Source organism: Hydrogenophaga atypica (assembly GCF_042665215.1).
Lineage (GTDB): Bacteria > Pseudomonadota > Gammaproteobacteria > Burkholderiales > Burkholderiaceae_C > Hydrogenophaga > Hydrogenophaga defluvii_A.
The window spans coordinates 14,565-41,432 of sequence record NZ_JBHTCA010000011.1; the positions used below are offsets into that span (position 1 = coordinate 14,565).

Here is a 26,868-nt window from a genome sequence, read left to right on the forward strand (position 1 = left end):
GTCTCCTGTGAAAATTCAGTTGCCGGCGCGTCTGGCCAATATCTCAAAGGCCGGCAGCGTCTTGCCCTCCAGCACCTCCAGAAAGGCGCCGCCGCCGGTGGAGATGTAACCCACGTCCTTCTCGATGCCGTACTTGGCAATGGCCGCCAGCGTGTCGCCACCGCCGGCAATGCTGAAAGCGCTGGAATCGGCAATCGCCTGTGCCAAGACCTTGGTGCCGTTCTCGAACGCCGCAAACTCGAACACCCCCACCGGGCCGTTCCACACAATGGTGCCGGCCGCCTTGAGCTGCTGGGCCAGCAGAGCGGCGGTCTCGGGGCCAATGTCCAGGATCAGGTCGTCGTCGGCCACCTCGGTGGCCTTCTTGACGGTGGCCGGCGCGTCGGCCGCAAAGGCCTTGGCCGTCACCACATCGGTGGGAATGGGCACGGCCGCACCACGCGCGGCCATGGCGTCGATGACGGCCTTGGCCTCGCCCACCAGATCGGGCTCGGCCAGGCTTTTGCCAATCTTCAGGCCGGCGGCCAGCATGAAGGTGTTGGCGATGCCGCCGCCCACGATCAGGCCGTCCACGTTCTTGGCCAGGCTTTGCAGGATGGTGAGTTTGGTGGACACCTTGGAGCCGGCCACGATGGCGATCAGCGGGCGCTTGGGCATGGCTCCCCCCTGAGCGGCTGCGCCGCTTCCCCCCAGGGGGACGGCACGTTCTTGGGGCGGCCCGGCGAACGTGCCTTGCAGCGCAGTCGCAATCGCGTCCATCTCGGCCGCCAAGAGTGGGCCGGCGCAGGCAATGGGCGCTGTTTCGGCGATGCCGTAGGTGGTGCCCTCGGCGCGGTGGGCGGTGCCAAAGGCGTCGTGCACAAAAATGTCGCAGAGCTTGCCCAGCTTGGCGGCGAGCTCGGGCTTGTTCTTCTTCTCACCCACGTTGAGGCGGCAGTTTTCCAGCAACACCACCTCGCCGGGTTTCACGTCGAAGCCGCCGTCCACCCAGTGGGCCACCAGGCGCACGGGCTGGCCCAGCAACTCCGCCAGGCGCGTGGCCACGGGAGCGAGCGAATCCTCAGGCTTGAACTCACCCTCCACCGGGCGGCCCAGGTGCGACGTCACCATGACGGCGGCCCCGGCGTCCAGGGCAAGGCGGATGCAGGGCACGCTGGCGCGGATGCGGGTGTCTTCGGTGATGGCGCCGCTGTCGTCCCAGCCGCCGCCGGGCCGCCCCAAGGCGGCTGAGCCCCCCTCGGGGGGGCAGCGCAGCGTGGGGGGCAACAGCGGCACATTGAGGTCGGCGCGGATGAAGACGCGCTTGCCCTCGGCAAAGCCGCTATTGACGACATCGGTGAAGCGCAATGCCTGTGTCATGGCCGGTCTCCGACCACACGCACCATCTCCAGGCACTTGTTGGAGTAGCCCCACTCGTTGTCGTACCAGCTCACCAGCTTCACGAAGGTGCCGTCCAGCGCGATGCCGGCGTCGGCGTCGAAGATGGAGGTGCGGGTGTCGCCACGGAAATCGGTGGCCACCACCTTGTCTTCGGTGTAGCCCAGCACGCCCTTCAAGGCGCCTTCGCTCTGCGCCTTCATCTCGGCCTTGATCTCGTCGTAGGTAGCGGCCTTTTCCAGCTCCACGGTCAGATCCACCACCGACACGTCGGAGGTGGGCACGCGGAAGCTCATGCCGGTCAGCTTCTTGTTGAGCGAAGGAATCACCACGCCCACGGCCTTGGCAGCGCCCGTGCTCGAAGGAATGATGTTTTCCAGGATGCCACGGCCGCCGCGCCAGTCTTTGTTGCTGGGGCCGTCCACGGTTTTTTGGGTGGCGGTGGCGGCATGCACCGTGGTCATCAGGCCGCGCTTGATGCCCCACTTGTCGTGCAGCACCTTGGCCAGCGGGGCCAGGCAGTTGGTGGTGCACGAAGCGTTGGAGACGATGGCTTCGCCTTTGTAGGTGTCGTGGTTCACGCCGAACACGAACATGGGGGTGTCGTCCTTGGACGGGGCCGACAGGATCACCTTTTTGGCACCCGCGTCCAGGTGCTTCTGGGCGGTCACCTTGTCCAGGAACAGGCCTGTGGACTCGATGACGACGTCAGCGCCAACCTCGTTCCACTTGAGGTTGGCGGGGTCGCGCTCCTGGGTCAGGCGGATCTTCTTGCCGTTGACGATCAGGGTGTTGCCTTCAACGGCCACGGTGCCCTTGAAGCGGCCGTGCACGCTGTCGTACTGCAGCATGTAGGCCAGGTAGTCCGGCTCCAGCAGGTCGTTGATGGCCACGATCTCGATGTCCGAGAAATTCTGGATGGCGCTGCGCAACACGTTGCGACCGATGCGGCCGAAGCCGTTGATACCTATTCGAATGCTCATGGTGTGGAGGGAAGGGAAAGGTCAGACAGGAAGAGGTGTGGGGGACAGCAGGGCACGCAGGTCGGCGATCACGCGGTCGGGCTTGCAGGCGCTGACGGGTTTGCCCATGTTGTAGCCATAGGGCAGCAGCCAGACCCTTACACCGGCGTTGCGGGCGGTGGCGGCGTCGATGGAGGAATCGCCGACGAACAGCGTGCGATCAGCTGACACGCACAGCTCGGCCATGCACCCCTTCGCACCGGCCGGGTCGGGCTTTTTGCTGGGCAGGCTGTCGCCAGACACCACACGGTCGAACAGCGGTGTCAGGCTGTGCGCATCGAGCACGCGGCGGGTGTAGACACCTTCCTTGTTGGTCACCACGGCCAGCTTCACGCCCTGGGCGCGCAGGGTGTGCAGGGTATCCACCACATGCGGGTAGGGCTGGCTGCGGGTGCCACAGCGTGCCGCGTAGTGACGGTCAAATTCGGCGGCGATCAGGGGCAGGGTGCCACTGGCGCGCACGGTGGCCACATCGGTGCCGCTGGCCTGGGCCAGGGCCTGTATCAGCAGCTCGCGGGTGCCGTGGCCTATCCAGGCCGCCACCTGCGCCAGCGTGGCCTCGGGCAGGTTGAAGCGGCGCAGCGTGTCGTTGACCGCATCGCAGATTTCGGGCGCGGTTTCCACCAGGGTGCCGTCGAGGTCGAACAGCACGAGATCGAAAGGGGTGTGCATGGCGTGTCCTCAGGCAAGCTCGGCTTGGGCCACGCGTTGTGAAACGCCTTGTGACACGCCTTGTGGCACGCGTTGGCGCACCGCCGCCACGATGGCTTCTGGCGTGATGCCGAAGTGCTGGTACAGCGCTTTGGCCGGGGCCGATTCGCCAAAGCAGGCGATGCCCACCACCGCGCCGCTGCGGCCCACGTACTTGCGCCAGAAGTCGGGGTGGGCGGCCTCCACGGCCACGGCGGGCAGGTGCGGCGGCAACACGGCGTTCTGGTAGCCGGGGTCCTGGCGGTCGAAGGCGTTGGTGCAGGGCATGGACACCACCCGTGTGGCGATGCCGTGGCTGGCCAGTTCTGCCTGTGCGGCCAGCGCCAGGTGGGTTTCGGAGCCGGTGCCGATCAGCACCGCCTGCGCGCCTTCCATGTCGGACAACACATAGCCACCGCGCCGGATGCAGGGCGCGCGTTGTGCATCACTCACCACTTGCGGCAGGTTCTGGCGCGACAGGCACAGCGCGCTGGGACCGTCTTCGCGCTCGATGGCGCTGGCCCAGGCCACGGCGGTTTCCAGCGCGTCGGCTGGGCGCCACACGTCCAGCCCGGGGATGAGGCGCAAGCTGGGCACGTGTTCCACACTTTGGTGGGTCGGGCCGTCTTCGCCCAGGCCAATGCTGTCGTGGGTGAACACGTGGACCACACGCAGCTTCATGAGCGCGGCCATGCGGATGGCGTTGCGGCTGTAGTCGCTGAAGGTGAGGAAGGTGCCGCCGTAGGGGATGAAACCGCCGTGCAGGGCCACGCCGTTCATGATGGCGGCCATGCCGAACTCGCGCACGCCGTAGCTCAGGTGGTTGCCGGGTTGGTCGCGCCCGGCCAGCACGCAGCCTTTGAAGTTGGTGAGGTTGGAGCCGGTGAGGTCGGCGCTGCCGCCAAACAGCTCGGGCAGCAGCGGGGCGAGTGCGCTCAGCGCGTTCTGGCTGGCCTTGCGTGTGGCCACCGCGTCGGCTTGCGCGGCGATGCTGTCGAACGCAGCGGCTGCGCCCGGGTGGTAGGCGCAGGGCAGTTCACCCGCCATGCGGCGCTCGAACTCGGCGGCGAGCGCCGGGTGGGCGGCGCGGTAGGCGGTCAAACGGGCTTCCCACACGGCCTGTGTTGTGGCGCCGCGCGTGCGGGCGTTCCACGCCTGGGCGATTTCGGCGGGCACTTCAAAAGGCGCCGCCTCCCAACCCAGGGCAGCGCGTGTGGCCGCCACTTCGGCTTGGCCCAGCGCGGCGCCGTGCACGTCGTGGGTGCCCGCCTTGTGGGGCGAGCCCTGGCCGATCACGGTTTTGCAGCAGATGAGGGTGGGGCGGCCCTCGGTGCTGATGGCCTGCGCCTTGGCGGACTGGATGGCGGCGTTGATGGCGACGGGGTCGTGCCCGTCCACCGGCGCGATCACGTTCCAACCGTAGGCGGCAAAACGCTGCGGCGTGTTGTCGGTGAACCAGCCCTCCACCTGGCCGTCGATGGAGATGCCGTTGTCGTCGTAGAAGGCGATCAGGCGCGACAGGCGCAGCGTGCCGGCCAGCGAGCAGGCCTCGTGGCTGATGCCTTCCATCAGGCAGCCGTCGCCCAGGAAGACGTAGGTGTGGTGGTCCACCACGGTGTGGCCGGGGCGGTTGAATTCGGCGGCCAGTTGCTTCTCGGCCAGTGCCATGCCCACGGCGTTGGCCAGGCCTTGGCCCAGCGGGCCGGTGGTGGTTTCGACACCAGGGGTGATGCCCACTTCGGGGTGGCCCGGTGTTTTGCTGTGCAGCTGGCGGAAGGCCTTGAGCTCGCTCATGGGCAGGTCGTAGCCGGTGAGGTGCAGCAGGGCGTAGATCAGCATGGAGCCGTGGCCGTTGCTCAGCACAAAGCGGTCGCGGTCGGGCCAGTGTGGGTCGGCCGGGTTGTGTTTGAGGTGGCGGTTCCAGAGCACCTCGGCGATGTCGGCCATCCCCATGGGGGCGCCGGGGTGGCCTGAGTTGGCGGTTTCAACCGCATCGACAGCGAGCATGCGGATGGCGTTGGCCATGCGGCGGGCCAGTTGAGGAGAGCTTGTTTGCATGCGAGTCCCTTGATCGAAAGAAGTGTCTGTGCCAAGAACACCGCGGAGCCGGCTTTGCCGGTCCGCAGGTGTTGCCCCCTTGAGGGGGTGACGCGCCACAGGCGCGGCGCGGGGGTGGGTCAATTCGCCAGCGCACGCTTTTTGCGCTCCATCATCCGCCAGATGAAGGGCGTGAAGATGAGCTGCATGGCCAGTTCCATCTTGCCGCCGGGCACCACGATGGTGTTGGCCCGGCTCATCCAGGAGTCGTGGATCATGCTCAGCAGGTACTGGAAGTCGATGCCCTTGGGCTGGGCAAAACGGATCACCACCAGGCTCTCATCCGCGCTGGGGATGTCGCGCGAGATGAAGGGGTTGGAGGTGTCCACCATGGGCACCCGCTGGAAGTTGACGTGCGTGTGCGCGAACTGCGGCACGATGTAGTTCACGTAGTCGGGCATGCGGCGCAGGATGGTGTCGGTCACCGCCTCGGTGCTGTAGCCGCGCTGGTGTTTGTCGCGCCAGAGCTTCTGTATCCACTCCAGGTTGATGACCGGCACCACGCCGATCAGCAGGTCGGCATGCCGCGCGATGTTGTGTTCGGGGGTGACCACCGCGCCGTGCAGGCCTTCGTAGAACAGCATGTCGGTGTCGGCGGGCAGCGGCTCCCAGGCGGTGAAGGTGCCGGCCGGCTGCTGGTGGGGCGCTGCTTCTTCGTCGTTGTGCAGGTACTTGCGCGATTGGCCCTGGCCACTTTCGCCATAGGTGCGAAACAGGTTCTCCAACTCGCCAAACAGGTTGTTGTCGGGCCCGAAGTGGCTGAAGTTCTTGTTGCCGGTGCTCTCTGCTTCGGCCTGGCGGGCTTTCATTTCCTTGCGGTCGTAGCGGTGGAAGCTGTCGCCCTCAATGACCGCGGCCTTGACGTTTTCGCGCCGGAAGATGTTGGCAAAGGTGCGCGTCACGGTGGACGTGCCCGCACCGCTGGAGCCGGTGATGGAGATGATGGGATGGCGTTCGGACATGGTGGGCTTTCAGACTCTGAACAGGCTGCGTTCGGCGAACAACGGGGTTTCGGACGCGCGGGGCGCGGGCTCGTGGTGGTAGCGCTCGATGCGTTCGACCTCCTCGCGCGAGCCGAACACCAGGCCGATGCGCTGGTGCAGTTCGCTGGGGCGCACGCCCAGCACGGGCTGGTGGCCGGTGCTGGCGCGGCCACCGGCCTGTTCCATGATGAAGCCGATGGGGTTGGCCTCGTAGAGCAGACGCAGGCGACCGGGCTTGCTCGGGTCCTTGGTGTCGCGCGGGTACAGGAACACGCCTCCCCGCATGAGGATGCGGTGCGCCTCGGCCACCATGCTGGCGATCCAGCGCATGTTGAAGTCCTTGCCTCGCGGGCCGGTTTTGCCGGCCAGGCATTCGTCCACATAACGCTTGACCGGCGGCTCCCAGAAGCGGCTGTTGGAGGCGTTGATGGCGAATTCCTGTGTCTGCTCGGGCACGCGGATGTCGGGGTGGGTGAGGCGGAATTCACCCAGGTTGGGGTCGAGCGTGAAGCCGGCCACGCCATTGCCCACGCTGAGGATGAACATGGTGGTGGGGCCGTAGAGCGCGTAGCCGGCCGCCACCTGGGTGGCGCCCGGCTGAAGGAAGTCGGCTTCGGTCAGGTCGCGTCCGCTGGCGATGGCGTCGGCCGGTGCGCGCAGGACGGAGAAGATGCTGCCGACGGACACGTTGACGTCGATGTTGCTGCTGCCGTCCAGTGGGTCGAACACCAACAGGTATTTGCCGCGCGGGTAGCTGGTGGGTATCTGGTAGGGCGCGTCCATCTCCTCGGACGCCATGCCGGCCAGGTGCCCGCCCCATTCGTTCATCTGGATGAACACCTGGTTGCTCAACACATCGAGTTTTTTCTGGGTTTCGCCTTGCACGTTGATGCTGGCGCCGCCCTCGACCTCGTGGTTGCCGGTGACGCCGCCGAGTTCGCCAAAGGCCACGGTGCGTGCGATGGCCTTGCAGGCCAGGGCCACGTCCAGGATGAGGGCGTTGAAGTCGCCGCTGGCGTCGGGGAAGCGGCGGCGCTGTTCGATCAGGTACTGCGTGAGGGTGAAACGTTGGCTGAGTGGCATGGTGGCCTCGCGGTTTTGAAGAATGCGTGTCAGTGGGCGACCGGCGCCCGATGCCACAAGCGCAGTTGCGCCAAATGCACCTGCTGCAGATCGGGCACCACACGAAGCGCACCCGAAAAATCGTGGTGGGCTGTGAAGCTGTTGGGCGTGACCACGGTGGCGATGCCCGCAGCGGTGGCCGCGCGCAGGCCGTTGGATGAATCCTCAAACGCCAGGCAGGCGCCGGCCGGCAGTTGCAGCGCGGTCAGCATCTGTTGGTAGACCTGCGGGTGCGGTTTTTTGAGGGGTGCGGTGGACGCGTCGCCGATGGCGGCAAAGTGGGTGCGCCAGTCGGGGCCTATCGCTCGGCGCAGCAAAGCGGCGATGTTGACTGGCGAGGTGGTGGTGGCAATGGCCAGGCGCAGGCCTTGTGCCAGCGCTTCGCTCATCAGGCGCAAGACGCCAGGGCGCAGTTCCACCGCACCGTTTTGCACCATGGCCTCGTAGGCGGCGGTCTTGAGGGCGTGCAGGCGGTCGATGGTGTCGCGCACCCCGGCACCGCCGATGTCCACGATGTCGCCGCGCGTGCGTTGCCAAAAATGCAGCATGCGCTCCTTGCCGCCAGAGATCTCCAGCAGCTCGGTGTAGAGGGCGGTGTCCCAGCGCCAGTCCAGCCCTTCTTCGGCGAAGGCGTGGTTGAAGGCGGCCAGGTGGGCGGCTTCGGTGTCGGCCAGGGTGCCGTCCACATCGAAAATCAGGGCTTGAAGCGTCATGCGGCGGCCCCCTGGTTGAACACGCGGCTGGCCAAGATGTCGGACGCCTCCAGCGTGCAGAGGTCGTCGGCGCTGAGCACGCGCTGGCTGTCGGCAAACAGGCGGCTGGCCTGGCGCAGGCGGGCGCGGTCCAAAGCGTTGCGCACGCTGCGCCCGTTGGCAAAGTGGGGCTGCTGCACCCGCAGCGCCAGGTAGCGCTCGAAGGCCTGTTGGGCGTCGGGCGTCAGCCGGTAGTTCTGCGCAGCCAGCATGCGGTCGGCGATCTGGGTCAGCTCGTGCGGCGCGTAGTCGGGAAAGTCGATGTGGTGGGCGATGCGCGAGCTCATGCCGGGGTTGGACTGGAAAAAGGTGTCCATGCGGTCTTTGTAGCCCGCGAGGATGACCACCAGGTCGTCGCGCTGGTTCTCCATCACCTGCAGCAGGATTTCGATGGCTTCTTGCCCGTAGTCGCGCTCGTTCTCGGGTTTGTAGAGGTAGTAGGCCTCGTCGATGAACAACACGCCACCCATGGCCTTCTTGAGCACTTCCTTGGTTTTGGGCGCGGTGTGGCCGATGTACTGGCCCACCAGGTCATCGCGCGTGACGCTGACCACATGGCCTTTGCGCACATAGCCCAGGCGGTGCAGGATTTCGGCCATGCGCAGGGCCACCGTGGTTTTGCCGGTGCCTGGGTTGCCGGTGAAGCACATGTGCAGGCTGGGCGCCTGGCTGGCCAGGCCCATGCCGAACCGCAGCTTGTCGATGACGAGCAGGGCGGCGATGTCGCGTATGCGTGCCTTCACCGGCGCCAGGCCCACCAGATCGCGCTCAAGTTCATCGAGCACCGCCAGCACGTTGGAGTCACTCAGCACCTGGGCCACCGAGCGCGGCGCGACTGCCGCGGCCTCTGGCGCGGGCGCAGCTGCGGCCGGGGCGGGTGTCTGTCCGGGGATGGCGTACATGGCGGGCCTCTGCAGGGGTCAATACCGTTGTGTTTCGGGCTTGTCGGCACCGTAGCCGCGCGTGGTGTAACGCATGCTGCGCCCGCCGATTTCCTGGCGCTCCAGCGTGAATCCGGGCTCGTTGGTCGGCCGGTTGACGATGAAGCTCATCACGATGGACTCGACCCCACGGGTGGAGTCAAACGCCATCAGGCGGATGTAGTGGCTGGGGAAGGCCTTGCGGCAGTCGTTCACTTCCATCAGCACGCCAGCGGCGTCTTTCAGGTCGAACATGGGCATGCCAAACATTTCCCAGTAGGTGTTGCGTGGGTGTGGGTCGTCGGTGTATTCCACGCTCCAGGCGTAGCCCTTGGCCAGGCCGTATTCGATCTGCAGCGTGATCTCGGCGTCGGTGAGCTCGGGCAGGAAACTGAACTGGCCCTGGGTGATGCGGCCGGTGGGGTTGGTCATCATGTTGGTGTGCTCCAAAGTGTTCAGGCAAGGGCTGGGGTCACGGCGTAGTCGCTGCTGTCGGTGCTCTGGTAGTTGAAGCTGATGTCGCCCCAGGTGTCGAGCGCGGCTTTCAGCGGGCCACAGGTCTGGGCCGCCTTCTTCAGAATCTCAGGGCCTTCCTGCAGGATGTCTTTGCCTTCGTTGCGCGCCTTGACCATGCACTCCAGCGCCACGCGGTTGGCCACGGCGCCGGCCTGAATGCCTTGTGGGTGGCCGATGGTGCCGCCGCCAAATTGCAGGATCACGTCGTCGCCGAACAGATCGATCAACTGGTGCATCTGGCCGGCGTGGATGCCGCCCGAGGCCACCGGCATGACCTTCTTGGTGTCGGCCCAGTCCATGTCAAAGAACAGGCCACGCGGCAGGTCGGTCTTGGTGTAGCTGTCGCGGCAGACGTTGTAGTAGCCCTGCACGGTCAGCGGGTCGCCTTCGAGTTTGCCCACGGCGGTGCCGGTGTGCAGGTGGTCGCAGCCGGCCAGGCGCAGCCACTTGGCAATCACGCGGAAGCTCACGCCATGGTTCTTCTGCCGGGTGTAGGTGCCGTGCCCGGCGCGGTGCATGTGCATCACCATGTCGTTCTTGCGGCACCACTCGGCCATGCTCTGGATGGCGGTCCAGCCGATCACCAGATCGACCATCACCACCACGCTGCCCAGCTCCTTGGCCAGTTCGGCGCGTTCGTACATCGCCTCCATGGTGCCGGCGGTGATGTTGAGGTAGCTGCCCTTGACCTCACCGGTCTGCGCCTGGGCCTTGTTGACGGCGTCCATCACGTACAAGAAACGGTCACGCCAGTGCATGAAGGGCTGCGAGTTGATGTTCTCGTCGTCTTTCATGAAATCGAGACCACCCTTGAGGCCTTCGTAAATCACGCGGCCGTAGTTGCGGCCACTCAGGCCCAGCTTGGGCTTGGTGGTGGCGCCCAGCAGCGGGCGGCCAAACTTGTCCAGGCGCTCGCGCTCGACCACCAAGCCGGTGGGTGGGCCCTTGAAGGTTTTGACGTACGCGACCGGGATGCGTATGTCCTCCAGGCGGGCGGCCTTGAGCGGCTTGAAGCTGAAGACGTTGCCGATCAGGCTGGCCGTCATGTTGGCAATGGAGCCTTCTTCGAACAGGATCAGGTCGTAGGCGACCCAGGCAAAAAACTCGCCCGGTCGGCCCGGCACCGGCTCGCACTTGTAGGCTTTGGCGCGGTAGCTGTCGCAGGCGGTCAGGCGGTCGGTCCACACCACGGTCCAGGTGGCGGTGGAGGATTCACCGGCCACGGCGGCAGCGGCTTCCTCAGGGTCCACGCCGTCTTGTGGCGTGATGCGGAACAGACACAGCGTGTCGGTCTCCTTGGGCACGTAGTCGGGCATCCAGTAGCCCATCTGCTTGTACTTCAGCACGCCTGCGCTGTAGCGTTTTTTGGCGTCGGTGATTTGGGTCATCCATGTCTCCAGGTGGTGGTGCGATGGATGAACTATAAGAATCCACTTAAATAAGGTAAATTCAGAAATAGTTTGATTTTGCTTAAGGCTTTACTGAATGAGAAATGCCACCTTCCGCCAACTCCGGGTGTTCACCGAGGTGGCCCGCCACCTCAGTTTTGCCCGTGCCGCCGAGGCGCTGCACCTCACGCCGCCGGCCGTGACCATGCAGGTCAAAGAACTCGAATCGCACGTGGGCCTGCCGCTGTTTCAGCGCGAGGGCCGGCGTGTGGCGCTCACCACCGTGGGCGAATACATGCTGGTGCACGCCCGCAAAATCCTCGCCACGCTGAAGGACGCCGAAGACACCGCGCTGCGACTGCAGAAACTGGAGGTGGGCACGCTGACCATCGGCATGGTCAGCACCGCCAAGTACTTTTTGCCCCAGTTGCTGGCCGAGTTCAAACGGGAGCATGGCGGGGTGGAACTCAAGCTGGTGGTGGGCAACCGCGAGCAATTGGTGGCCATGCTGCAGGCCAACGAGGTGGACATCGCCATCATGGGCCGCCCGCCCAAAGAGCTGGCCACCCGCGCCGAGCCGTTTGCGGCCCACCCGCACGTGTTCGTGTCGGCCGTCACGCACCCGCTGGCGCGCGAGCGCGACATCTCGCCCCACGCGTTGCGCCCCTACGGCTTTGTGATGCGCGAGCCCGGTTCTGGCACCCGCGCGGCGTTGGAGAGTTTTTTGCGCGACGCTCGTGTCGAGCCCCGCGTGGTGATGGAGATGCGCAGCAACGCCAGCATCAAGCAGGTGGTGATGGCCGATCTCGGCATCAGCTTCGTCTCCCTGCACACCCTCGGTCTTGAGCTGGACCACGGACTGATTGCCGTGCTGGACGTGGAAGGCGCGCCGGTGGTGCGTGGCTGGAACGTGGTGCACACGCTGTCCAAGCTGCTGTCACCAGCGGCCGAGGCGTTTCGCTACTTTGTGCTGGAGCGTGGCGAGTCGTTTTTGGCCGAGCAGTTTGCCCGCCATCTGCCGCTGCAGGCGACCGACAAAATCGCCTGACGCTTGCGGTTCAGAGGATGGCGTTGCCCGGGTGCTCGCCGCGCTCGTACACCACATGGGCGCGGCCCACGATCAGGGTGTCGAGCGTGCCGATGCGCTCGGTGTCTTTGTTGGTGTACGGCAGCTTGTGCAGCACGTAGCGCATGGCGTTGAGGCGTGCGCGCTTTTTGCAGTCGCTTTTGATCACCGTCCATGGCGCGTCGGCGGTGTCGGTCTCGAAAAACATGGCTTCCTTGGCCTGGGTGTAGTCCTCCCACTTGTCCAGCGAGGCCATGTCGATGGGACTGAGCTTCCATTGCTTGAGCGGGTGCGTCTTGCGCTCCTTGAAGCGACGGCGCTGCTCATCGCGGCTGACCGAGAACCAGAACTTGATGAGGAACACGCCGCTGCGCACCAGTTGGCGCTCAAACTGCGGCGCCTGGCGCATGAACTCCTGGTACTCGTCGGGCTGGCAGAAGCCCATCACCCGCTCTACACCGGCGCGGTTGTACCAGCTGCGGTCGAACAGCACGATCTCGCCTGCGGTGGGCAGGTGCTGCACGTAGCGCTGGAAGTACCACTGGCCGCGCTCCACCTCGGTGGGTTTTTCCAACGCCACCACCCGCGCACCGCGTGGGTTGAGGTGCTCCATGAAGCGCTTGATGGCGCCGCCCTTGCCGGCCGCGTCGCGCCCTTCGAACAGGATGACCACCCGCTGGCCGGTTTCCTTCACCCAGGCCTGCAGCTTGAGCAGCTCCACCTGCAACTGGTATTTTTGCGCCTCGTAGGTCTTGCGCGACAGCAGGTGTTTGTAGGGGTAGCCGCCCCTGCGCCAGTCGGATGCGAGGATGTCGTCCGGATCGGCTTCCTCGGCGGTGCGCCGGGTGTTGAGCATGTCTTCTCGCAGCAGCTTTCGCAGCGCGCGGGCGTCGTCGGGCGAGGCGCCTTCGAGCAGGGTGCGCAGGTCGCGCTCTTGCTGCTGGTGGTCGGTGGCGCGGGCCATCACGTCGCGCGCAGCGGCCAGTTGTGCTTGCTGGCGGGCATCCACCACATCGTTCACCGTGGCGCGGGCGATGGCCTGGGGTGCGCTACCCGGCACAACGTCGCCTGCTGACGAGCGGCGAGGCCGGGCAGGACGCCGGTTGGCGGGCGGACTGCTTGCGGAGGCTGTGTTGCTGTTGCGGCTGGCGGCTGTGCGGTCGGTCATGGCCTTGTCATCCCCTTGGCATGTGAATGTCACAGTATCAAAGCAGCCCCCAGCCGCCGTCTTGATGCACATCAAGCCGGTGCGTGCCGGTGCATCAGCCGGTCACAGTTTTTTGACCAGCACCTGGCTCCTGCGGTCCCAGTTGTACTTGCGCTTGCGGGCGTCGGGCAGCCAGTCCGGGTCCACCTGCGCAAAGCCGCGCTTGATGAACCAGTGCATGGTGCGCGTGGTCAGCACAAAGATGCTGTCCAGGCCCATGGCGCGGGCGCGCTGTTCGATGCGCTTGAGGATTTTTTCGCCGTCGCCCTGGCCCTGGCTTTGCGGCGACACGGTGAGCGCGGCCATTTCGGCGGTTCTGGCTTCGGGGTAGGGGTAGAGCGCGGCGCAGGCAAAGATCACGCCATCGTGTTCGATGATGGTGTAGTGGCCAATGTCGCGCTCGATCTCGGTGCGGTCGCGCTTGACCAGAGTGCCGTCTTTTTCGAAGGGCTCGATCAGCTGCAGGATGCCGCCCACGTCGTCGGGCGTGGCCTCGCGCAGGCTTTCCAATTTTTCGTCCACGACCATGGTGCCGATGCCGTCGTGGACATACACCTCCAGCAGCAGCGAGCCATCGACCGCAAACGGGATGATGTGGCTGCGTTCCACGCCGGCCTTGCAGGCGCGCACGCAGTGCTGCAGGTAGAAATCGGTGTCGGTGGGTTTCTGGCCCGGTGGCGCGTTTTTCAGGATCAGCTCGGCCTGGGCCAGCGGCAGCTCGGTGTCGATGGGGTTGTCGTCGCTCTCGGGTTCATCGGGGCGCAAGCGAATGCCCGGCACCTCGGTGATGAAGATGAGCTTGTCGGCCTGCAGCGCGGTGGCCACGGACGTCGCGACCTCTTCCATGGTGAGGTTGAAGGCCTCGCCCGTGGGCGAAAAACCGAAGGGCGACAGCAGCACCATGGCGCCCATGTCCAGCGTGCGGCTGATGCCGGCCACATCGACCTTGCGCACCAGGCCCGAATGCTGGAAGTCCACGCCGTCCACAATGCCCACCGGCCGGGCGGTGATGAAGTTGCCCGAAATGACGCGCACCGTGGCGCCAGCCATGGGCGTGTTGGGCAGGCCTTGGCTGAAGGCGGCTTCGATTTCGTAGCGCAGTTGGCCGGCGGCTTCCTGCGCGCAGTCCAGCGCGACGGGGTCGGTGATGCGTATGCCGTGTGAGTACTTGGCGGCGTGGCCCTTGGCGCGCAGTTGTTCGTTGACCTGAGGGCGGAAACCGTGCACCAGCACGATCTTCACGCCCATGCTCTGGATCAGCGCCAGGTCTTGTGCCAGGTTGGGCAGCTTGCCGGCGGCGATGGCCTCGCCACACACGCCCACCACAAAGGTCTGGTTGCGGAATTTGTGGATGTAGGGCGCCACCGAGCGGAACCAGGGCACGAAGGTGAAGTTGAAGACGGCGGACATGGGGGCGCTCAGATGAAAGGGTTGGTGATGGTCAGCGAACCGAAGCGTCGGCCGTGTTGCATGTCTTCGCTGTAGAGCGTGGTGGCGCCGCTGCGCAAGGCCGCCTCGACGATCATGGCGTCGAAAATGGAGGTTTGATGCTCTGTTGATCGGGCCATGGCCCGCAGCACCAGTTGCATGTCGCTGTCAATCACAGGCCAATGGCAGAAGCTGGACACCATCAACGAGGCAGTTTTCCGTTCCGCCTTGAATTTCCGGGTAAGGTTGGTGAACAGCTCTATCAACACCTGCGTGCTGATCACGGCCTGCTTTTTGTGCCCCAGGGTGTCCACCAGGGTCAAGGCTTGCTGCTGCTTGTGCGGATAGCGGTTGTCAAAGCTGTAGAGCAGCACATTGGTGTCGAAGAAACACAGACCATCCGAACTCATGGCGCTTTGGGCGAGCCGCGCTCACGTTCCTGTTGGGCTTCAAGCCGTGCCCGGGCACGGAAATCCCCTTCATACATTTCTTCCCGCAGCGTTTTCCGGGGCAACTGCTCGTCCTCGGCGTCAGGCTGCTGAAGCTGCGCGCGCACCTCTGTGATCATGCGCATGAGGTGGTCGGTGGGGTCGCCATCCAGTGGCTGAGTGGTGCCTGCCGCGTAGGCAGCAATGAATTCGCGCACGCGCGCACTCAAAGACGTGCCTTCTTGTATGGCACGCACGCGGGCTTGCTTGATGTAGCGCTCATCCACAGAAATCGTCAGATTGGACATGGCATCACCTCCTGGAATCAGTGTAGCACGTGAACATGTGAAACTGTGTGGTCAGCGATAATCTCGGCATGTCCCTCCCCGTGATCGAATTTCCCGAGAACCTGCCCGTCAGTGGCCGCCGCCACGAGATCGAGGCTGCTATGTTGGCCCACCAGGTGGTCATCGTCTGTGGCGAAACGGGTTCGGGCAAAACCACCCAGCTGCCCAAGATCGCCTTGGCCATGGGCCGTGGCCGGCTGAACGCCAAGCCGGGCGAAAAACCTCGCCTGATCGGCCACACCCAGCCCCGGCGCATCGCCGCCAGCTCGGTGGCCAAGCGCATTGCCGAGGAGTTGCAGACGCCCTTGGGCGAGGTGGTGGGCTACAAGGTGCGCTTCACCGACCGGCTGGGCAAAAACGCCTCGGTCAAGCTGATGACGGATGGCATTTTGCTGGCCGAGACACAGACCGACCCGCTGCTGCAAGCCTACGACACGCTGATCATCGACGAGGCGCACGAACGCTCGCTCAACATCGACTTTCTGCTCGGTTACCTGCGGCAAATCCTGCCGCGCCGGCCCGATCTGAAGATCGTCGTCACCTCGGCCACCATCGATGCCGACCGTTTTGCGCAGCACTTTGCATCCAGCAGAGGCCCCGCACCGGTCATCATGGTCAGCGGGCGCACATTTCCGGTGGAGTGCCGCTACCGCCCGTTTGAGGAAAGCCGCGAGTACGACCTGAACGACGCCATCGCCGATGGCGTGGACGAGTTGTGGCACGACCCGCGCCAGGCCGGCGACATCCTGGTGTTCTTGCCCGGTGAACGCGAAATCCGCGAGGCCGCCGACCACTTGCGCAAACACCTCAGCCACCAGCCCGCGCTGCGCAGTGCGGAGGTGCTGCCTTTGTTCGCCCGCTTGAGCCAGGCCGAGCAGGACCGCGTGTTCGACGGACACACCGGTCGGCGCATCGTGTTGGCCACCAACGTGGCCGAGACTTCGCTCACGGTGCCCGGCATCCGCTACGTCGTCGACGTGGGCACGGCGCGCGTCAAGCGCTACAGCCTGCGCAGCAAGGTGGAGCAGTTGCTGGTGGAGCCTGTGAGTCAGGCGGCGGCGAACCAGCGTTTGGGCCGCTGCGGCCGCGTGGCCAACGGCATCTGTATCCGCCTCTACGACGAGGCCGACTTCAACGGCCGGGACCGCTTCACCGATCCCGAAATTCTGCGCTCCTCGCTGGCGGGCGTGATCCTGCGCATGAAGGCGCTGCACCTGGGCAATGTGGACGACTTCCCCTTCCTGGAAGCGCCCAGCCGCCGTGCCATCACCGACGGCTACCAGCTGCTGCAGGAACTGGGCGCGGTGGACGACAACAACGAGCTCACGCCGCTGGGGCGCGAGCTGTCCAAGCTGCCGCTGGACCCGCGCGTGGGCCGCATGATCCTGGAGGCGCGCACGCGCGGCGCGCTCGACGAGGTGATGGTGATTGCCAGCGCCTTGAGCGTGCAGGACGTGCGCGACCGCCCGCTGGAGGCGCAAGCGCAAGCCGACCAGGCCCACGCCAAGTTCGACGACGACAAGAGCGAATTCAGCGGCTACCTCAAGCTGTGGAAGTGGATCAACGAGGCCAAGGGTGGCCATGGTGAACACAAGCTCAGCAACCGCCAGTACGAGCAGTTGCTGCGGCAGAACTTCGTCAACATCCGGCGCGTGCGCGAATGGCGCGACATCCACACCCAGCTGCACACGGTGGTGGCGGAGCACAAGTGGGCCATCAACACCACGCCGGCCAGTTACGAGCAACTGCACCTGTCCATGTTGTCGGGCTTGCTGGGCAACATCGGCCTCAAGCACGAAACCGAAGACGTCTACTTGGGCGCGCGTGGCATCAAGTTCCACCGCCACCCGGGTGCCCACCTCAGCAAGCGGCCGGGCCGCTGGATCGTCTGTGCCGAACTGGTGGAGACCGCGCGCCTGTTTGGCCGGGGCATTGCCGCCATCGAGCCGCAATGGCTGGAGCAGGTGGGCGGGCACCTGCTCAAGAAGCAACTGCTGGACCCGCACTGGGAAAAGAAGGCCGGCGAGGTGGTGGCACTGGAGCGCGCCACGCTGTATGGCCTGGTGATCTACCAGGGCCGGCGCATCAACTACGGCAAGGTCGACCCGGTGGGCGCGCGCGAGCTGTTCATCCGCGAGGCGCTGGTGGGGCAGGAATGGGAGACACGTCTGCCGTTCCTGTCGGCCAATCGCAAGCTGATTGCCCAGGTCGAATCGTTGGAGCACAAGTCGCGCCGCCAGGACGTGTTGGTCGATGACGAACTGATTTTTGCCTTCTACGACGCGCAGATTCCCGCCGACGTGTGCAGCGGCCCAGGGCTGGAGCGCTGGTGGCGCGAGGCCTCGCGACAGAATCCCAAGCTGCTGCAGCTCAGCCGCGAGGAGCTGATGCGCCACGAGGCCGCCGGCATCACCACCAGCGCCTTCCCCAAGGTCATCAAGTTGGGCGGCGTGGACTGCGCGGCCGAGTATCTGCACGAACCCGGCGACGCCCGCGATGGCCTCACGGTGACGGTGCCGCTGTTCGTGCTCAACCAGGTCAGCGAGGAGCGGTGCGAGTGGCTGGTGCCCGGCATGCTCAAGGACAAAATCCAGGCCTTGCTCAAGAGCCTGCACCAGAAGCCGCGCAGCCGCTTTGTGCCTTTGCCCGAAAACGCAGCGCGGCTGGCCGAGTTGTTCAGCGCAACCGAGCGCTGGTGTGTGGGTGGCCTCACCGATGCGCTGCTCAAACAAGTGCGGGCAGAAACCAGCCTGGATGTGAAGCGCGGCGATTTCAAGCTCGACATGCTGCCGCCGCACCTGTTCATGAACCTGCGGGTGGTGGACGAACACGGCCGCCAGTTGGGCCAGGGCCGCAACCTGGGTGCGCTCAAGGCCGAGCTGGGTGCAAAGGCGCGCGGGGCGTTTCAGGCGTTGGCGGGGCTGAAGCTGTCTGAACCCTCTCCCTCTGGGAGAGGGCAGGGTGAGGGCGCCGCCAGCAAAGACGCCCCCAAGCGCGCGGGCCCTCACCCCAACCCTCTCCCGGGGGGAGAGGGAGTCAAAGCCCCGGCCGCCGATACACGCCACACCGCCTGGACCTTCGGCGAGTTGCCTGAGCTGATGGAAATCCGCAAGGGCGGACAGACTTTGATTGGCTTTCCGGCCCTGATTGATCAGGGCGATGCCGTCACCATCGAGGTCTTTGACGAGCCCGAGGTGGCGGCTGCCAAACACCGCGCCGGCCTGCGTCGCCTCTTCGCGCTGCAAATACGCGACGCACTCAAATACCTCGAAAAGAATCTGCCCGACCTGCAGAAGATGGCCGTGGCCTACATGCCACTGGGCACGCAGGAAGAACTGCGCGACCAGTTGATTGCCGTGGCGCTGGAGCGTGCTTTCCTGCTTGACCCACTGCCCACCAACGAGGCCGATTTCAAGCGCCGCATCGACGAAGGCCGGGGGCGCCTGACGCTGATCGCCAACGAAGTGTCGCGCCTGGCTGCGACGGTGCTGGCCGAGTTTGCCACGGTCACGCGCAAGATCAAAGACACCAAAAACGCCACCGAGGCGGTGGCCGACGCCCAGCAACAACTGCAGCGCCTGTGTGGCAAACGGTTTGTGATGGACACGCCGTGGGCGCAGTTGCAGCACCTGCCGCGCTATCTCAAGGCCATCACCTTGCGACTGGACAAGTGGCGGGCCGACCCGGCGCGCGATGCCGCCAAGCTGGCCGAATTGCGCCCGCAGGAGCAGCGTTTTTGGCGCCTGGTGGCCGAGCGCAAGGGGGTGCTGGACCCGCGCATGGTGGAGTTGCGCTGGCTGCTGGAGGAGCTGCGGGTCAGCTTCTTCGCGCAAGAGTTGCGGACGCCGCAGCCGGTGAGCGTCAAACGCCTGGAAAAAGTCTGGGCTCAGCTGTCAAGCTGAGCACGGACTTTTCAGCGCAGGCTGTTCAGTGCCGCCACGCCGGTGGCGGGGAAGTCGGTGAACACGCCGTCCACGCCCAGCTTCATGTAGTAGGCCATTTCTGCCTTGGGATCCTTGAAGCCGTAGCCGCTGGCATCGTCGCGGAAGGTCCAGGTGTGGACCATCAGCCCGCGTTGGTGGGCGGCTTCCACCACGCCGGTGCTGCCGTCCACGCGGCGGTCGTTTATGTCCACCTTGCCGTCACCGTTGCGGTCCACGCCGTCGTTGACAGTCTTCACCAGATACGGCTTCCAAGGGCCCACGGCATCGGCGTAGGTCTTGATGAAGTCCAGCCCGGTCGGCTTGAGCAGGTCAAGGAAGCTGCGCGCATCGTTGTTGACGACGAAGTCATAAGGCTTGTGGTAGGGCGCCACCAGCGACATGCTGCCGTCGTCCTTCACGTCGTCGGCATCGATCAGTTGCACCAGCTTGATGTTGGTCTTGGTGTTGAGGTACTGCAGGTTGGACACCTCGAAGGACTGGATGAACACCGGTGCGCTGCCGGTGTTGCCGTAGGCCGCGTGCAAGGTGGCCACCAATTTGTCTTCAAACACGTTGGCGCCAAACCCAGCCTCGGTGGCGTGGAACACCGAGTGCTTGATTTCGGGGTAGATGCCCACGGTGCGGCCGCGTTTGTTGCCTTCGGCCTTGGCCAGCGCAATCACTTCGTCCAGCGTGGGGATGCTGTAGAGGCCGTTGAGCGTTTGGTCGCGGTTGGCGCGTGCCTGCACCGCGCGCAGCGTCTTGATTTCGGCCAGGGTGAAGTCGCTGGCAAAGTAGGCGGTGGTGGCCACGCCGTCCACGTTGCGCGTGGCTTTGCGCGACTCGGGGAACTTGGTCGCGACGTCGGTGGTGCCGTCGAGCATGGGTTCGTGGCGGGCGATCATCACGCCGTCTTGGGTCAACACCAGATCGGGTTCGATGAAGTCGGCGTTCTGCTCGATGGCCTTGCGGTAGGACTCCAGCGTGTGTTCGGGCAACAGGCCCGAGGCGCCACGGTGGCCAATGACCAGGGGGGCGTCACCGCTCAGGGTGTTGAAGGCGGGGTCGGAGCCACCGCAGGCTTGCAGCAGAGCAAGGCTGGTCAGCGTGGTGAATGCGAGCGCCAGGCGCGTCGGTCGGAACATAGGGTGTCTCCCGAATCAGAAGCCTGCCCGATCGGCAGGTCTTCCCATTCTGGTGAGAGGCGTGACACGTTCATGACGCGCTCATGTCGGTTGTGCGACCGTGCGTCGCTTCGTGATCAGAGGCGGGCCAGCCGCTCCAGCGCTGACACCAGCGTTTCATCCTTTTTGGCAAAACAGAAGCGCACCACGTGCTGGTCGAAGCCGTTGCCGTAGAAGGCCGACAAGGGGATGGCGGCCACGCCGATTTCGCGCGTCAGCCATTGGCAGAAGTCGGCTTCGGGCAGACTGCGTTCGGGCACGGCCAGCTCGGAGATGTCCACACACTGGAAGTAGCTGCCTTCGCTGGGCAGCAACTTGAAGCGGGTCTTGGCCAGACCGGCGCGGAAGAGGTCGCGTTTGTGTTGGTAGAAGGCCGGCAGGTCCAGGTAGGGCTGGGGGTTGGCCATGTAGGCGGCCAGGGCGTGTTGCACAGGCGTGTTGACCGTGAACACGTTGAACTGGTGCACCTTGCGGAACTCGGCACTGAGCGCGGCAGGCGCTGCCACGAAGCCCACCTTCCAGCCGGTCACGTGGTAGGTCTTGCCGAAGCTGCTGACGATGAAGGCCCGTGCAGCCAGGCCGGGGTAACGCGCGGCGCTTTCGTGCGGTTGGCCGTCAAACACCATGTGCTCGTACACCTCGTCGCTGATGAGCAGCACGTTGGTGGGCGCCAGCAGGTCTTGCAGCTGGAGCATGTCCTCGCGCTTCCACACCGTGGCGCTGGGGTTGTGCGGGGTGTTGACGATGATGGCGCGCGTTTTGGGCGTGATGGCTGCGGCGATCTTGTCGAAGTCGGGGCGGAAGGTGCCAGGCGTGAGTGGCACGCGCACCACCACACCACCGGCCAGTTCGATGTTGGGCACGTAGCTGTCGTAGCACGGCTCCAGCACGATGACCTCATCGCCCGGGTGCACGGTGGACAGGATGCAGGTGATGATGGCCTGCGTGGCACCGGCGGTGACGGTGATCTCGCTGCCGGCAGCGTAGTGGCGGCCGTAGAGGGCTTCGATCTTTTTCGAGATGGCTTCGCGCAGCGCCGGCACACCCGGCATGGGCGGGTACTGGTTGAGGCCGGCTTGCATGGCGGTGCTCACCGCGTCCACCAGGGCCGGGTCGCAGTTGAAATCGGGGAAACCTTGGCCCAGGTTGACGGCGCCGGTTTCGGTGGCCAAGGCCGACATCACGGTGAAGATGGTGGTGCCCACGTTGGGCAGGCGGGATGCAAGCGCAGGGGTGTGGGCGGGCGTGGTCGGTGCGTTCATCGGTCTCGGGTCAATGGTCAGAGGTTGTAGTCATCGGGCGTGCCCAGCATGGCTTTCTGGATCAGGTCGCGCGAGAGGCGATCGCTCAGCAGTTCGGCGAAGCGCAGCACAAAATGGCGCAGGTACACGCCGCGCTTGAAGGCCACGCGGGCGATGTTCTGGCCGAACAGCTCACCAGCCGGACGGGCCACCAGTTCGGGTGATTTTTCTTCGCCGGCCATGGCCATTTCGGCCACGATGCCCACGCCCATGCCCAGCTTCACGTAGGTCTTGATCACGTCGGAGTCGATGGCTTCGAGCACGATGTTGGGCGCAAGCTGGCGCGCGGCAAAAGCGCGGTCGATGCGGGTGCGCCCCGTGAAGGACGGGTGGTAGGTGATCAGCGGCACCTTGGCGAGGTCGTCCAGGCCAACGCGCTCCTTGTCCAGCAGCGGGTGGCCAAACGGCAGCACCAGCACGTGTTGCCATTCGTAGCAGGGCAGGGTGACGAGGTCTTCGTACTGAGAGAGCGACTCGGTGGCAATACCAATTTCAGCCACATCGGTCATCAGCATTTGCGCCACCTGGTCGGGCGAACCCTGGTGCAGCTCGATGCCCACCTTGGGGTAGATCTGGCGCAACTTGGCTACCGGCTGTGGCAGCACGTAGCGCGCCTGGGTGTGGGTGGTGGCGATGCTGAGCTTGCCGCTGTCCTGCTTGGAGAACTGCTCGCCGATGCGCTTGAGGTTTTGCACCTCGCGCAGGATGATCTCGATGCTTTGCAGCACGTGCTGGCCCGGCTCGGTCACGCGTTTGATGCGTTTGCCGTGGCGCGCAAAAATCTCCACGCCCAGCTCGTCCTCCAGCTCGATGATGGCCTTGGACACGCCGGGCTGCGACGTGTGCAAGGCCTTGGCCGCTTCGGTGAGGTTCAGGTTGCGGCGCACCGCCTCTTGCACGAAGCGGAACTGGTGCAGGTTCATGAGCGGTCTTCCAGGGCCAGATCGGCCAGCAGCGCGGTCAGGCGTTCATCCTCGCCGGCCGGGCGCATCAGCTCAAAGCGCACGTCGGGGTGCTCGGTTTGCAGATCGACCATCAGGGCGGGCAAGTCTTCACGCGCGTGTTTGCCCATGCCAAAGAACAGCGGCAGCACGCGCACCCGCTGGGCGCCTGCGGCCAGCGCCTGTGCCACGGCATCGGGCAGCGCAGGTGTGCAAATTTCGAGGTAGGCACAGCTGACAAATGTGCCGGGCGCTTGTTGAGCGATGCGGGAGGCGACGGCCTCCACGGGGGCGCGCCACAACGGGTCGCGCGAGCCGTGGGCGAACACGATCACGGCGAGTTTGTTCATGTGGTTCATCGTTTGAGCACCAGCCAACCAAAGGCGCCCAGCGACATGAGCGAATAAATCATGGCCGGCGCGGCCGCCGCCAGCCAGGGTTGCCACTGGTTGAGGTTGCCGATGTAGCCGAACACGTTGTTGAGCAGGAAAAAACTGATGCCGGTCATGACGCCGCCGAAGACGTAGCCGGCGATGCCGCCCGAGCGAAAGTGCAGGTAGGCAAAAGGCAGGGCCAGCACCACCATCACCAGGCAGCTCAATGGGTAAAACACCTTGCGCCAGAACTCGATCTCGTGTTTCTGCGCGGTCTGGCCGTTGGATTCGAGGTGCTGGATGTAGGCATACAGGTCGGAGGTGCGCATGCGGTCGGGGTTGAGCAGGGCCACCGACACCATTTCCGTGCTCAGGTCGGTGGGCCAGCGGTACTCGGCCAGGCTTTCCTGGATCAGCGACAACGCATCAGCGCCGGTGTTGAACTCGCGGCGTGTGACCTGCTTGAGGTGCCAGGCACCGTCGTCCCCGATCTGGCCCGATTCGGCCTGCAGGGCCGACACCAGAAAGCCTCGGTTGTCCATTTCGTAAATGCGCACGTTGCCGATGGCGCCCAGCGCGGTGAGTGACCCCACATTGACCGAATAGCTGCTGTAGTTCTGCCGTTCCTTGAGCCAGGCACCGTTTTGCCCCAGCTGAAGGCCGCCCTGGAAGCGCGCCTTGAGCACCTGTGCACTGCGGTCTGACAGCGGCGCCAGGTAGTCGCCCACGGCGAAGGTGAGGAGCACAAACACCAGGCCCAGGCCCAGCAGCGAGCGCAGCGCCCGCCACGGCCCCAGCCCGCTGGTGCGCAGGATGGTGAATTCAGAGCTTTGTGCCAGCCGCGCCATCACAAACACCGCGCCGATGAGCACCGCGATGGGCAGCAACTCGTACACGCGGTTGGGCAGCAGCAGCAGCACATACAGCAACGCATGGCGCAGTTCGTAGGTGGCGCCGTCGCCCAGGGCCGATGGCCTGCCGAGCGAGGGCAGCTCGTCCACCACGTCGAAAAAGAAGAACAGCGACAGGAACGCCAGCAACACATAGGCCACGGCGGTGAAGATTTCGCCATAGATCAGGCGGCGAATCGTGCTCATGTGGCGGCCTCCGAGGTGCTGGTCGGGCTGCGCCTGGGTGCAGGCAGCACGTCGCGCCAGGTCCAGTTGTGGTGCCGTTTGAGCAGCCAGGCCAGCGACAACACCAGCACCGAGCCGTGCAACCCCAACATGACCTGCCAGAAACCCAGGCGTCCGCTGACCATCCAGCTCTGGCTCAGGTTGAGCAGGTTGTAGTAAACAACAAAGGCAAACAGGACAAAGGCGAGGTTGCCACCGCGCCCGGCACGCGGATTGGCGGACGACACACTGACGGCGATCAGCACAAAGTTGATGGCCGTGATCACCATGCCGATGCGCCACACGAGTTCACCGAGGCGGGCCCGGCTGGGCTCGTCCAGCAGCGTCCAGGTTGGCATGGATTTGACGCCTCTGTCCGCCCCGATGAGTGGGTGGCCGTCGCCGATCTGAATGCCGTATTCCTCGAACTCGCTCACCCGCACCGGTGCGTTGGCACCTGGTGGCGGAATGTCCAGGCGCTGGCCGCTGTTGAGCAGCAACATCTGCCGCCCATCCACCCATTCCACGCGGCCCGAACGCGCCGAGGTGATGCTCTGGCTGCCATCGGCTTCCTGGTTGGAGATGAACACGTTGCGCCCGTCAGAGGTGCTCGCGCTGTCCTTGTCGATGAAAAACACCCTTCGCCCGTCCGACGAGGACTGGAACTGGCCCGGGGCCACCCGTTGCAGGTCGCTGCGCTGTTCAAAGCGGTCGCGCAACAGGGCGATTTGTTCGTTGGCCCAAGGCCACACCACCATCACCAACACGCCCACGGCCAGCAGCACTGGCCAGGCAAAGCGGAACACCGGCGACAGGAACCCGATCAGGCCGCGCCCACCGCTGTACCAGATGACCATTTCGCTGTCGCTGTGCATGCGCGACAGCGTGGAGACGATGGCAATGAACAGCGCGATGGTCAGGATGGTGGGCAGCCGGCCCACCACCGTGTAGCCCAGCACCACCATCACCTCTTCGGGGTTGACGCTGCCTTTGGACGCCAGCCCCAGCGTGCGGATCAGCAGCATGGTGATGACGATGGTGAACAAGACCACCAGGGTGGCGCCGAAACTGCGCGCCAGCTCCTTGCGAATGGAAGAATGAAATAACATCGTGGAATATCGAACGGTGCCCAATTATGAACTTTGAACTCAAGACCTTGACGCTGTTGCAGGCCGCTGCGACGCCCTGTGATGCCCTGGTGGTGCTGTGGCCGGAGCAGCCGGTGGCCGGCGCCGGCGAAGGCGCCTTGGGCGAGCTGGTGTTGCGTGAAGCCTCAGGTGCCCACTGGGAGCGCGGTTTGGCCAAGATGTGGAGCAGCCACGGGCTGTCGGTGGTCAAGGCGGCGCGGCTGGTGCTGGTTCATGCCACAGACGGCGCTCCGGCCAGTGTACGCAAGGCCGTTGCTGCGGCCATGGGTTCGCTCAAGGCGCCCGGCATCAAAAAGGTGGTGTTGTGCCTGGCGGCCTTGCCAGCCAGGGCAGGGGCACTGCAGGCCGCGTTGGCCGCTGCCGCAGACAGCAGCTACGTCTACACCACCACCAAGTCCAAGGCCACGGGCCGCACCCTGCAGCAACTGGTGGTGGGCGTGGCCAGCAGTGCCCAGTCACAGGCCGAGTTCAAGCAGGCTTGTGCTGTCGCCAAAGGTGTCGAGTTGGCCAAGGAGTGGGCCAACCGGCCCGGCAACCACGCCACACCCACCCACCTGGCCGATGTGGCGCGCAAGCTGGGCAAGGCGCCGCGCATCAAAACCGAGGTGCTGGGCCCGCGCGAGGTGGCCAAGCTGGGCATGGGGGCCTTCATGGCCGTGGCCCAGGGTTCGGAGGAGCCGCTGCGTTTCATCGTGATGCACTACAACGGCGCGGCCAAAACGCAGGCACCGGTGGTGCTGGTGGGCAAAGGCATCACCTTCGACACGGGGGGCATTTCGCTCAAGCCGGCGCCCGAAATGGACGAGATGAAATTCGACATGGGCGGCGCCGCCAGCGTGTTGGGCGTGTTCGCCGCACTGGCCGAAGCGCAGCCGGCCATCAACGTGGTGGGTCTCATTCCCAGTTGCGAAAACATGCCCGATGGCCGAGCGGTCAAGCCGGGGGATGTGGTCACCAGCATGAGCGGGCAGACCATCGAAATACTCAACACCGATGCCGAAGGTCGCCTCATTCTGTGCGACGCGCTGACCTACGCCCAGCGATTCAAGCCCCGCGCCGTGATCGACATCGCCACCCTCACCGGCGCCTGCGTGATCGCGCTGGGTGGGGTGCGCAGTGGCTTGTTCGCGACGGACGACGCCCTGGCCACCGCCCTGACCCAGGCTGGAGAGGCCGCTCTCGATCCGTGCTGGCGGCTGCCGTTGGACGACGAGTACGCAGAGGGCCTGAAGTCCAACTTCGCCGACATGGGCAACGTGGGCGGGCGGCCGGCGGGTGCCATCACCGCCGCCAAGTTCCTGCAGAAGTTTGTGGGTGAAGCGCCGTGGGCACACCTCGACATCGCTGGCACCGCTTGGAAAGGCGGCGCCGCCAAGGGTGCCACCGGTCGCCCTGTGGGGCTGCTGATGCAGTACCTGGCGGACGTTGCACAGCTTGCCCAACCCGCAGCCACGCCGGCAGCCAAGGCCCCGCGCAAGGCGCCAGTGAAAACAACGGTCAAAGCACCCGTCAAGCGCGCGGCTTGAACGTTTGCAGCCC

At 65.1% G+C, this 26,868-nt stretch carries 23 protein-coding genes; 3 read left to right on the top strand and 20 right to left on the bottom strand.

Features of this window, described 5'->3' with window-relative positions:
- Positions 1-15 precede the first annotated feature (15 nt).
- From ACFQPB_RS14275 to ACFQPB_RS14320, 10 genes are all read right to left on the bottom strand, one after another.
- Positions 16-1,359 (bottom strand): phosphoglycerate kinase, encoded by a 1,344-nt coding sequence (locus tag ACFQPB_RS14275; protein ID WP_382224512.1) that lies wholly within the window; start codon positions 1,357-1,359, stop codon positions 16-18.
- A complete protein-coding gene (gap, locus tag ACFQPB_RS14280) occupies positions 1,356-2,360 on the bottom strand; it encodes a type I glyceraldehyde-3-phosphate dehydrogenase (protein ID WP_382224515.1) in 1,005 nt (334 codons plus the stop codon). The genes ACFQPB_RS14275 and gap overlap by 4 nt, the downstream gene beginning before the upstream one ends.
- Before the next feature lie 21 nt (positions 2,361-2,381).
- A complete protein-coding gene (gph, locus tag ACFQPB_RS14285; protein WP_382224518.1) occupies positions 2,382-3,071 on the bottom strand; it encodes a phosphoglycolate phosphatase in 690 nt (229 codons plus the stop codon).
- A 9-nt stretch (positions 3,072-3,080) separates the two neighbouring features.
- On the bottom strand, positions 3,081-5,147 hold the full coding sequence (tkt, locus tag ACFQPB_RS14290; RefSeq protein WP_382224521.1) for a transketolase: 2,067 nt from the start codon (positions 5,145-5,147) through the stop codon (positions 3,081-3,083).
- 119 nt (positions 5,148-5,266) lie between these two features.
- A complete protein-coding gene (locus ACFQPB_RS14295) occupies positions 5,267-6,148 on the bottom strand; it encodes a phosphoribulokinase (RefSeq protein WP_382224524.1) in 882 nt (293 codons plus the stop codon).
- Positions 6,149-6,157: 9 nt separating this feature from the next.
- Entirely contained in the window at positions 6,158-7,252 is a 1,095-nt protein-coding gene (locus ACFQPB_RS14300; protein WP_382224527.1) for a class 1 fructose-bisphosphatase, read from the bottom strand.
- Between the two features lie 29 nt (positions 7,253-7,281).
- Positions 7,282-8,004: an HAD-IA family hydrolase gene (locus ACFQPB_RS14305; protein WP_382224530.1), complete on the bottom strand. Its 723-nt coding sequence runs from the start codon at positions 8,002-8,004 to the stop codon at positions 7,282-7,284.
- Positions 8,001-8,945 (bottom strand): CbbX protein, encoded by a 945-nt coding sequence (gene cbbX / locus ACFQPB_RS14310; protein ID WP_382224533.1) that lies wholly within the window; start codon positions 8,943-8,945, stop codon positions 8,001-8,003. Before cbbX ends, ACFQPB_RS14305 begins: the two co-directional genes overlap by 4 nt.
- An 18-nt stretch (positions 8,946-8,963) precedes the next feature.
- Positions 8,964-9,398 carry a ribulose bisphosphate carboxylase small subunit gene (locus tag ACFQPB_RS14315; RefSeq protein WP_382202929.1) on the bottom strand — a complete coding sequence of 145 codons (435 nt, stop codon included), beginning with the start codon at positions 9,396-9,398 and terminating at the stop codon, positions 8,964-8,966.
- A gap of 20 nt (positions 9,399-9,418) precedes the next feature.
- Positions 9,419-10,867 (bottom strand): form I ribulose bisphosphate carboxylase large subunit, encoded by a 1,449-nt coding sequence (locus tag ACFQPB_RS14320; RefSeq protein WP_382202927.1) that lies wholly within the window; start codon positions 10,865-10,867, stop codon positions 9,419-9,421.
- A gap of 97 nt (positions 10,868-10,964) precedes the next feature.
- Here ACFQPB_RS14320 and ACFQPB_RS14325 point away from each other — a divergent pair, with 97 nt between their 5' ends.
- A complete protein-coding gene (locus ACFQPB_RS14325) occupies positions 10,965-11,915 on the top strand; it encodes a LysR family transcriptional regulator (RefSeq protein ID WP_382224536.1) in 951 nt (316 codons plus the stop codon).
- A 10-nt stretch (positions 11,916-11,925) separates the two neighbouring features.
- Here the strand turns inward: ACFQPB_RS14325 and ppk2 are convergent, their stop codons facing one another.
- The 4 genes from ppk2 to ACFQPB_RS14345 all read right to left on the bottom strand — a co-directional run bounded on the left by ppk2 (position 11,926) and on the right by ACFQPB_RS14345 (position 15,304).
- Positions 11,926-13,101 (bottom strand): polyphosphate kinase 2, encoded by a 1,176-nt coding sequence (gene ppk2 / locus ACFQPB_RS14330; RefSeq protein WP_382224539.1) that lies wholly within the window; start codon positions 13,099-13,101, stop codon positions 11,926-11,928.
- 102 nt (positions 13,102-13,203) lie between these two features.
- Entirely contained in the window at positions 13,204-14,550 is a 1,347-nt protein-coding gene (gene argA / locus ACFQPB_RS14335; protein ID WP_382224542.1) for an amino-acid N-acetyltransferase, read from the bottom strand.
- An 8-nt stretch (positions 14,551-14,558) separates the two neighbouring features.
- A complete protein-coding gene (locus ACFQPB_RS14340) occupies positions 14,559-14,978 on the bottom strand; it encodes a PIN domain-containing protein (RefSeq protein ID WP_382202921.1) in 420 nt (139 codons plus the stop codon).
- Positions 14,975-15,304, bottom strand: coding sequence for a DUF6364 family protein (locus tag ACFQPB_RS14345; RefSeq protein WP_382202919.1), 330 nt, complete (start codon positions 15,302-15,304; stop codon positions 14,975-14,977). The genes ACFQPB_RS14340 and ACFQPB_RS14345 overlap by 4 nt, the downstream gene beginning before the upstream one ends.
- 68 nt (positions 15,305-15,372) lie before the next feature.
- Between ACFQPB_RS14345 and hrpA the strand changes: the two genes are divergently transcribed.
- Positions 15,373-19,245 (top strand): ATP-dependent RNA helicase HrpA, encoded by a 3,873-nt coding sequence (gene hrpA / locus ACFQPB_RS14350; RefSeq protein ID WP_382224545.1) that lies wholly within the window; start codon positions 15,373-15,375, stop codon positions 19,243-19,245.
- An 11-nt stretch (positions 19,246-19,256) separates the two neighbouring features.
- Here the strand turns inward: hrpA and ACFQPB_RS14355 are convergent, their stop codons facing one another.
- The 6 genes from ACFQPB_RS14355 to lptF form a co-directional block, all read right to left on the bottom strand.
- Entirely contained in the window at positions 19,257-20,411 is a 1,155-nt protein-coding gene (locus ACFQPB_RS14355) for a glycerophosphodiester phosphodiesterase (protein ID WP_382224548.1), read from the bottom strand.
- A 116-nt stretch (positions 20,412-20,527) separates the two neighbouring features.
- The gene (locus ACFQPB_RS14360; RefSeq protein ID WP_382224551.1) at positions 20,528-21,712 is read right to left on the bottom strand and encodes a pyridoxal phosphate-dependent aminotransferase; all 1,185 of its coding nucleotides are present in this window, start codon (positions 21,710-21,712) and stop codon (positions 20,528-20,530) included.
- A 17-nt stretch (positions 21,713-21,729) separates the two neighbouring features.
- Positions 21,730-22,674, bottom strand: coding sequence for a CysB family HTH-type transcriptional regulator (locus ACFQPB_RS14365; protein ID WP_382224554.1), 945 nt, complete (start codon positions 22,672-22,674; stop codon positions 21,730-21,732).
- Positions 22,671-23,042 carry a sirohydrochlorin chelatase gene (locus tag ACFQPB_RS14370; protein WP_382224557.1) on the bottom strand — a complete coding sequence of 124 codons (372 nt, stop codon included), beginning with the start codon at positions 23,040-23,042 and terminating at the stop codon, positions 22,671-22,673. Before ACFQPB_RS14370 ends, ACFQPB_RS14365 begins: the two co-directional genes overlap by 4 nt.
- 5 nt (positions 23,043-23,047) lie before the next feature.
- Positions 23,048-24,163 carry an LPS export ABC transporter permease LptG gene (lptG, locus tag ACFQPB_RS14375; protein WP_382224560.1) on the bottom strand — a complete coding sequence of 372 codons (1,116 nt, stop codon included), beginning with the start codon at positions 24,161-24,163 and terminating at the stop codon, positions 23,048-23,050.
- On the bottom strand, positions 24,160-25,290 hold the full coding sequence (gene lptF / locus ACFQPB_RS14380) for an LPS export ABC transporter permease LptF (protein WP_382202906.1): 1,131 nt from the start codon (positions 25,288-25,290) through the stop codon (positions 24,160-24,162). The genes lptG and lptF overlap by 4 nt, the downstream gene beginning before the upstream one ends.
- A gap of 26 nt (positions 25,291-25,316) precedes the next feature.
- Between lptF and ACFQPB_RS14385 the strand changes: the two genes are divergently transcribed.
- Positions 25,317-26,855: a leucyl aminopeptidase gene (locus ACFQPB_RS14385; RefSeq protein ID WP_382224563.1), complete on the top strand. Its 1,539-nt coding sequence runs from the start codon at positions 25,317-25,319 to the stop codon at positions 26,853-26,855.
- Positions 26,856-26,868: the final 13 nt, after the last annotated feature.